Genomic DNA, 8,633 nt, shown 5'->3' with positions numbered 1-8,633 from the left:
CCTTTAGTCTATACTTGAAATTTCCAACCAGAGATAACGCATCTAAAAGTTTATTGATGGGCACATTGGCATCGAGAGTAACTGAAACCGGAATTTCTGAAAGTGATTTTCGATTGATGGCTATCGAAACATTGTACCACCTGCCTATTTCTGCCGTGAGTTCTTTCAGCGGAGCCGCTTTGAAAACCAGTAAACCATTTTTCCATTTTTCCGTGTCGCTAATAGATATCCCAGCTTCAAGTACGTTTCCTTGATCATAGGTCAGCATCCGACCGGGAGTTAACACAGCCAATGACTGTGACTGCTGATTGTTAAGCAGATGATCTACTCTTACTTTACCCGTTGTTACCGCCACCATGAGCGGCTTCCCCTGGAAGGCATTGATTTTAAAAGAAGTGCCCAGAACGGTAGTTCTGACAGAACCTGTATAGATAACGAAAGGCCTTTTTGGATTTTTAGTCACCTCGAAATATGCTTCTCCAACGAGCTTTACTATTCTTTGTTTTCTTAAAAAATTTTTAGAAAAAGAAAGTTTACTTCCTGCTCCAAGGTAAACCCTGGTGCTGTCGCTCAGCAAGAAGGAGCTGCGCTGTCCATAAGGATTAGATTCCTCTACCAGCTCCACAACGTGTTGCTCGGCTGGCTTGTTGTATTTAAGCTGGTAAGCGGCGTATCCACCAATTCCCAGAATCGCTACAATCCAAATCGCAGCGTATCGGGTAAAATAATTGATTTTTCTTTGCACTCCAGTATCTGTATTGTCTGCCTCCTGCTTGTTGTCTATACGATCATACAATTGTTTCTTCCACTGGCTAAGCAATGTGTTGTCAGGTTGAAAATCTGCTGCTTCCTCCCATTGTTCTTTCAACACTTCGTTAAAAAGAGCTTCGCCTTCTGGCAATTCAAGAAAACGATTTACAGCAAGCTGTTCGGCATCGGAACAGGCTCCGGCAATAAATTTTCTAATTAATGGTCTGTCTACTGGTTGCTCCATTCAAAGTGATTTGAAAGGGCAAGACACCATTTTCAGAAAACAATACTAGTGAAGAAATATTTTTTTCAATAAAACAACATCAACAAACTGAATATCAAACGAATAATTTCAAATCAATTGATTCTATTCCTGAACAAAATAGAAATCAGGATGAGAAAAGCAGAGACTTCCTGATGCTCCGACATGTGTTCACGAAAATATTTTAGCGTTGCACTCATCTGATTTCGGACTGTACTGACAGAAAGACCCATTTTTTCTGCGATTTCAACATAAGTGAGGTCTTCGATACGGCTAAATTCAAAGATCTTCCTGCGCTGTGGAGATAGCCCTTCAAGTTTCTCCGCAAATATCTCTTCAAGTTCACCATAGAGAAGTGCAGCATCTGCTGCTTCGACAGATTTTTCTTGATATTCCGGATAGGCATCCAGCGAATGGGTCAGGATTCTTGACTTTCTGAGATGATTATAGATCGAGTTCCTCACGGATTTAAATAAGTAAGCCTGTAACCCTAATTGTAGCTGAATTCCTCCTTTTTTTTGCCACAGCCTGATCATGACATCCATCGCCAATTCTCTTGCCGTCTCGCTATCTTTAAGCAGAGAGAATGCAAAACCATAAATCCGCTTAAAATAACGGTCAAATAAAAGGTCATAAGCTTTTATATTGCCCGATTGAAAAGCATCCAACAAATTCTGATCTGAAAGTTCTTTATGCAACTTCATGGTTTCATTGAAAATAGCGAGAACAAATTTAGCTGAAGAAATACATGCGACAGGAAGCATAGTATTATGCTTATGTTAAGGAATTATGTTAAGCGTCTTCATTATACTAAAAAAACAGCGGGCCTTATCTTTGATAAATAGGGCCCGTTGAGGGGATCTTATGCCTTTAGATAACTTTCACCGCACCTAATAATTTCGCCCTCTAAGTTTATCCCAGATAACGGCAAGAAAACTCTTTTATATTTAATCAAAATCGGTAGCATAGCTTAGCGACTTCCAGTCGTCCATTTGACCGTTGAGTTGTTCTAAGCGGGCTTTTGCACGGGTAAAGGCGTCACTCCCCAGAAACAAATCTACTGCAGGATTCTTACTGTTAACGAGTTGGATAAACACATCAGCAACTTTGTCTGGATCACCTAATTGTGAGCCATCGATGCTATTCAGCTTTTCATGGAACTCCTGCAGATAATCATAGTCTTCGATACACTTTTTCCGATAGGCAATAGAACCAGACTTGGCAAAATTGGTTCTGAACCAGCCGGGCATTACGTTTGTAACGTGTATACCTAGTGGCTTCAAATCATTTGCCAGTGCATCTGAAAGACCGCTCACTGCAAACTTAGCTGCTGAATACATAGACCAACCTGTGCCTGGGGCAAAACCTGCAATAGAGGAAATGTTGATAATAAAACCAGAGCGTTGCTTTCTTAAATAGGGCAAGGCCTGTTGTATCACTCTTACAACGGCGAAGAAGTTAACTTCAAAGTTTTCAGTTATTTCTTCTGTAGTCAGCTCTTCCAATGCACCGCCCAATCCATAACCAGCATTATTGATTACAACATCTAATTTACCCAATTTCTTAACAGTCTCTCCAATGGAGGTTGCTATTGATTCCTCACTTTTCAAGTCGGTAACTAAGGGTAAGAAATTTTCCTGACAGCCCGTAATTGCATCAAAAGCGTTGGTGTTTCGCGATGTAGCAGCAACCTTATACCCTTTTGCCAATAATTGTTTCACCAGCGACAAGCCTAAGCCCTTAGATGCGCCGGTAATATACCATACCTTATTAGTATCCATAACTTTTTTTAACAAAGCTATGGGTGATTGGCTTCTTAAAATTGTCTAATAAGAACCGATGATTGTCAAATTCAAACCGATCTAAAAGTGAGCGGCGTATTTTTCGTTTGTTTTTTGAAAAAATGGTTAAAATGCGCCGGATCTTCAAAGCCTAAGACATAGCCAATCTCCGCTACACTCCAGCTGGTATGGCGTAATAACACTTTGGCTTCACTGGTCAGCCGTTCAAAAATATGATCTGTTGTCGTTCGTCCTGTATTCTTCTTAATAGCACGATTGAGGTAATTAACATGAACCGCAAGGCGGTCGGCGAACATCTTCGGTGAACGCAATTCAAAACGCTGGGCAGTTGATTCAATAGGAAACTGACGTTCCAGTAACTCCGTAAAAACAGCGGTAATACGGGAACTTGCATCGGGATGTTGATAAAGTCTTGATGTAGGCTGAAGCTTTATTCCTAAATAAATCAACTCCATGATATAATTCTTTATCAGTTCATATTTATAGATATAATCTGTATTCAATTCTTTAATCATTTTTTCAAAACAAATGCTCACTTCTTTACTTTCCTCAGTGCCGAGCATAAATATGGGTTGTTCTGCGGAACAAAACAGAGGAAGTTCGTTCAGGTTCATCCGGTGATTGTCTTTCAAAAATTCATCCTTAAAAACACAAAAATAGCCATCAGTACCTACCTGAAGTGCATCATAAGTATAAGGCACCCTCGGGTTAAAAAAGAGCAAAGTATTCCCATTTACCGGTATGCTTTTATCACTGAAATGAAAAATATTTTTACCCTGAAAGAACATGATCTTATAAAAATCACGACGGATATAGGTAGGAGATGACGAATTAGATTTGATCTGGTCCTTAATGGAGAATATGTTAAACTGCCCAATATGATTTGAGTTTACCAATGGCTTGTTTAACTTATGCCTGTAAAATTCTTCAAGTGATTCCGTTGTTTTGGCCATAATTCAGTTTGCCCTATTGTTTACGTGTATACAAATATGTTTAAAATAACTTTGCTTCTGTATTGCGTTTACGGATTTCTCCTTCAGTTTTTAAGACAAAATTTGTTTTTACATTTTGTTCGGCGATGGCCTGAATTTCTTCAATTGCAGGTCGCAGGCTGTTATCGTACTCCATAAAAGCAAGTTCATGGTTGCCTTTATGTTTGAGCAAAGCATCGGCGATAGCGGCCGCACCCTGTATAGCCAAAGAGCCTCCCTGCCCTGCAGCAGGTGATGGGCAATAGGCAGCATCACCAACTAATGCTACCCTTCCTTTTGACCAGGAGGGCATTTTGATCTGGCAGAACTTGTCAAAATAGAAACTGTCCGACTGCTCAATTTCCTCCAGGAGCTCCGCCGTCCGCCAGCCTTGCCCTTCAAATTGCTGATCGATGATCTCGCGCTGTCTGGCAATATCGCGATAGTTGTAAGGTATATTGGTTTCAGAAATGAACAAAAATATGATATCCGTCTTATGATTATAAGCATTCAGCATCACAGATTTGTACGGCACGCTAAAGGTTTGCATCGTCCTTTGCGGAACAAGCACCTTATTGATAATACTAATAGAAAAATATGCGCCTAAGAAATGAACGTAATCGTTTTCAGGCCCGAACCAGATCTTCCTGGTAGCGGAATGCGAGCCATCGCAGCCAATTACCAGATCGTAAATTCGCTGACTACCATGATTGAAGGCCACAGTGATGCTGTCTCCTGTCTCTTCGAGTGCAGTTATCGTATTGCTAAACATGAATTCCACCTTATTTTTCAGCGCCCCCATCAGTACCTCTACAAATTTTTCGCGCTCGATCTCGATTTCATCACCAGAGGATTCGGAACCATCATTGATGATCATAGTGCCTTCAGTTACATCATCTGCATTCTTATATTCGATGCGATCGACGCCTAAGTGGAATGATTTGAGCTGTTTGTACAGTCCCATTTGTTTAGCTATTTCTACTGTTGGGCCGTTTAGGTCAACAGCCGCCCCGTCAACCCGCGGTGCACCGGCAAGTTCAACAACAGTTACCTGGTAGCCGATATGGTTGAGCCACCATGCTGTTGACAGGCCCGCAATACTGGCACCGGAAATAAGTACTTTTTGATCTTTCATGGTACAAAAATCCGAACCAGTTGGTTAGGAGGATAGAACAATTGCGACAAAATCATCGCAGAGCTCTTTTTTTCTTGCCTTGGTCTGTTTGGCAAAAGCAGCAGCCGTAGTGCTGCTATAGCGCTTAAACTCCCGGTTCAGGTGAGACTGATCGGCATAGCCCAATTCATGCGCCAAACCGGAAATGGGTGTATCGGGGTTATCCCACAAACGATTACGTACCTGTTCAAAACGTATCAGCCCTGACACATCTTTTAAGGTATGACCAGATGAAGCCTTAAATTTTCGCTCCAACGTTCTGACAGTGGCGTGTGCAGCTGCGGCCACCAGATTTACCGGCAAAGAACCATTTGCTTCCTGCATTGCCAGACCGGCTTTGATCAATACAGGAGCTGGAGCTACCGCCTGGCAGGTATCTACAAACCAATCTCGTACCAACGCCAGTGCTTCATCAATCTTTTCGACCTGTAGTAGCTGTTGCAGATCTGCTTGTAATAACGCTATGGGGTGTGTAAAAATTTGTATCCCGCCTTTAACCGACGGTAGTTTGAGCAGATCGTACACCGCCCAGGGTAAACACTTTACCCCAACGATTTGTAAACGACCTTTAGCATAAAAACAGACCGGCTTTCCTAACAGCCCAACTATAAATGGCGAAGGCAATGGCTCAGGCCGGTCGTCAACCATCAAACTGCAGCCGCTTCCAAAATAAAAAATAATCTCAGCATGACCGTCAGGCAATACCTCAAAAGCGGAAGGCGATGCTCCAAAGTCTTTCTCCCGGTACCAAATCTCCCTTATGCTATTCTGGATTTCTGCAGGTGCTTCAAGTTCCCTATGTGCCATAACTAAAGGTAAGACGATTTAAATTGATTTATCTTTTTCTAAAACTATTTATACATTTCCAAGCTTTTTTTGGAGCCATTTACGAACAGGTTCATCATAAAACCTTAAACTAAGGTAACCGATAAGGATAGCTCCGATAAAGGTAAGAAAACCATATATAACTTTCATCCCTGTACCAGCCTGAGGATTATTGCTTAGCCACGCAGAATATACATAGATCAATGGAAAATGTGTAATATAGATTGGATAAGAAATATCACCCAGGAATTTGCATAAACTGGATTCAATACCTTTTGACACTGCTCCGCTTGCAGCGACATAAATTATAGCAGGAAAGAGGAGTACAATAGTAAGCGATTCGTAAAGGCCATTCATCCACCTGTGATCTTCCCCTCCTATTCGTGGCATAAATAACACAATAGCGATCAATACTGAGCTGATTAAAAAAGAGCCCTTGATCTTAGAAATATTGATCATCCTCGACAACAGAAGTCCACCAAAGAAAGGGTACATCAGCCTGGTAAAACCGATCGTAAGTTGTTCACTATTTACTGTCCAGCCCCCCATCAGGTCTCCACTTTTGCTATTCACCGCATAATAGATCAGATAGCCACCGGAAATCATCACAAGAACCGCCAAAGCCTTTTTTGAGAATTTCCTCACACCAATGGCATAAAGAATATTCGCAACATATTCATAAAACAAGGACCAGCCAGGGCCATTAAGCGGGTGCATTTCCTGCCATCCCCTAATGTCCATTGAAGGAGGAAGAGGGATCAACGTAAAACCTACAAGCATCGTCAGTATAACAGCCCATAAGGGAATGGTGTGGATCATAGGCCATTTTGGTGAGTCCGAAAAGTAAAATAAACACGCGCCTATAATCATGCCCATAACCACCATCGGCTGCAATCGTACCAGCCGCCGTTTGAAAAAACCAGACAAAGTCATCCGATCCCAACGGTCGTCATAGGCATATCCAATCACAAAACCGGATAGGATAAAGAAAAAATCGACGGCCAAATACCCATGATTAATGAACTGATCAAGCGAATTGGTAGCATTAGGTTCGAAAATATGGAACCCTACAACGATAAGTGCCGCGATGCCACGAAGCCCATCCAGAATTGGATAATGTGGTTTTGATTTGAGGTTGCTGGTCTGGTTTTGCATGAAACAGAATAATTTCTGCAATTATATGCAAATTTGCTATTAATCGCAATAAATAAACCTACATTACTCCGAATAACTAATCCAATAATCAAGAATTAAATAATCTTTAGATTCTTAAAACGCAATTCATCTAGTTTAGGATGATCACTTGGAAGTTCTGTAATCAGAACACTAATTCTATTGAGATCACAGACTACAAAGGGTTCGTTGGTTCCTATTTTCTTACTATTGCTAAGCACAGCTACTGTTTTCGAACCTTTCAACATTGCTTTCTTTACAGCCCCATCCTCTCTTATTGCCGATGTTATGCCAAAATCCTTTGAAATTGCACAAGTGCCCATAAGATAAAGATCGACAACAAACTCTGCGGCCTCATCACATGTTCTGGCCCCTGTATTTGTTTGCGTATCCCTGTCATAGTTTCCGCCAAGTACAATAACCTCTATACTCCTGAACTGTGCCAACAAAGGAACCAGGGCTATATTATTTGTTATGACTCTCAATGAAGTATTAGATGGCAAGCATTCTGCAACTGCACATACAGTGGTTCCTCCATCCATGAAAACGCTCATGCCCGTCTTCAGTAAAGATTGAACTTTCATTCCGATAATTTCTTTTTCTGTTGAATGAAAATCAGTGCGGTCTTGAAAGGAAAGTGGATTTTTATTGCGTGAAATCGCTCCGCCTCTGACTTTTGACAAAAGGCCATTCTCGTGTAGATAGTCGATATCCCTGCGGATGGTATCCTCAGAAACTGACAGGTCATTGGACATCCCACTATAGGTGACCGTACCTGTATTCTTCAAACTTGAGATTATATGCTCAAACCGTTTTTCTCTGATCATTTCCCTGCAAATATAATTCTTTCAGCCACTGCATAAAATCTGGCATCATTAAAATGATTTGGATCAAAATCTCACCTACTACTTTATTTAAACTTCAGCACAAGTTCCTCCTTAGGAATTCTTACCTTTTTCATAGGCGCTATCCAATCTCTTTTACTATCCGCAACACCAATATATATCAATGAAACGCTTTTTAATCCAAATTTTTCCAGCTCCAATACTTTGTCAATTACATCATGGTCAAAACCCTCTGCCGGACAACTGTCCACTTTTAGTTCTGCTGCCTGTGCCAAAGCTAGGCCCAAAGCAATATAGGTTTGTCTTGCTGCATGCGCAAAATTAACCTCCGCAGGAAGATCCAGATAGATAGATTTCAATTTATCAGTATAGCTGCTAAAACGTCCTCTCGGTAACACTCTTTCATCTGTGGTAAGGTCATACATCTTATCAATTCTTTCTGCAGTATAGGTATCCCAGGCGGCAAAAATGATAACGCTTGAACACTCACGCATACACTCTGGATTTAATGCTCCTTCTGCCAGTTTTTCCTTGATTTCCTGATTTTCAACAACCAATACTTTAAAAGGTTGTAAACCCGATGAAGTAGGTGCTAATCTTATAGCTTCCAGAATCTTATTGAGATTTTCTTCGCTTACTTTTTTAGTGGGATCAAATGCTTTTACCGCATGTCTCCAATGAAGGTCTTCTATCAATGTCATTAAACTTTATTGCTTTTAATTTTAAATTGGGAATAAATACGAGGAGCTGTTCCAGGTATTTTAGAAAATTTAGTTGTTAGAAACAGTTAGCTTTACCTCTATATTACCTTTGGTGGCATTGGAGTATGGG

9 protein-coding genes are annotated in these 8,633 nt (G+C 40.9%); all 9 read right to left on the bottom strand.

Annotated elements, in window-relative coordinates; all coding sequences use genetic code 11:
- Positions 1-994: FecR family protein (locus tag DBR11_RS06485; RefSeq protein WP_146186478.1), on the bottom strand; the 994-nt coding region annotated here is incomplete at its 3' end.
- A 113-nt stretch (positions 995-1,107) separates the two neighbouring features.
- Positions 1,108-1,716 (bottom strand): RNA polymerase sigma factor, encoded by a 609-nt coding sequence (locus DBR11_RS06480; RefSeq protein ID WP_158275223.1) that lies wholly within the window; start codon positions 1,714-1,716, stop codon positions 1,108-1,110.
- A 243-nt stretch (positions 1,717-1,959) separates the two neighbouring features.
- Complete coding sequence (locus DBR11_RS06475) at positions 1,960-2,793, bottom strand: SDR family NAD(P)-dependent oxidoreductase (protein WP_108550793.1); 834 nt, start codon at positions 2,791-2,793, stop codon at positions 1,960-1,962.
- 71 nt (positions 2,794-2,864) lie between these two features.
- Positions 2,865-3,767 carry an AraC family transcriptional regulator gene (locus tag DBR11_RS06470; protein ID WP_108550792.1) on the bottom strand — a complete coding sequence of 301 codons (903 nt, stop codon included), beginning with the start codon at positions 3,765-3,767 and terminating at the stop codon, positions 2,865-2,867.
- Positions 3,768-3,807: 40 nt separating this feature from the next.
- Positions 3,808-4,920: an FAD-dependent monooxygenase gene (locus tag DBR11_RS06465; RefSeq protein WP_108550791.1), complete on the bottom strand. Its 1,113-nt coding sequence runs from the start codon at positions 4,918-4,920 to the stop codon at positions 3,808-3,810.
- Positions 4,921-4,944: 24 nt separating this feature from the next.
- Positions 4,945-5,766 (bottom strand): helix-turn-helix domain-containing protein, encoded by an 822-nt coding sequence (locus DBR11_RS06460; RefSeq protein ID WP_108550790.1) that lies wholly within the window; start codon positions 5,764-5,766, stop codon positions 4,945-4,947.
- A 48-nt stretch (positions 5,767-5,814) separates the two neighbouring features.
- Positions 5,815-6,939 (bottom strand): acyltransferase, encoded by a 1,125-nt coding sequence (locus DBR11_RS06455; protein WP_108550789.1) that lies wholly within the window; start codon positions 6,937-6,939, stop codon positions 5,815-5,817.
- A 95-nt stretch (positions 6,940-7,034) separates the two neighbouring features.
- Positions 7,035-7,784 carry a DeoR/GlpR family DNA-binding transcription regulator gene (locus tag DBR11_RS06450; protein WP_108550788.1) on the bottom strand — a complete coding sequence of 250 codons (750 nt, stop codon included), beginning with the start codon at positions 7,782-7,784 and terminating at the stop codon, positions 7,035-7,037.
- An 83-nt stretch (positions 7,785-7,867) separates the two neighbouring features.
- Positions 7,868-8,503, bottom strand: a complete 636-nt coding sequence (locus DBR11_RS06445; protein WP_108550787.1) for a nitroreductase family protein — start codon at positions 8,501-8,503, stop codon at positions 7,868-7,870.
- Positions 8,504-8,633: the final 130 nt, after the last annotated feature.

Source organism: Pedobacter sp. HMWF019, assembly GCF_003061025.1.
Taxonomy (GTDB): domain Bacteria; phylum Bacteroidota; class Bacteroidia; order Sphingobacteriales; family Sphingobacteriaceae; genus Pedobacter.
This window is presented reverse-complemented; position numbering and strand designations above follow the sequence as displayed.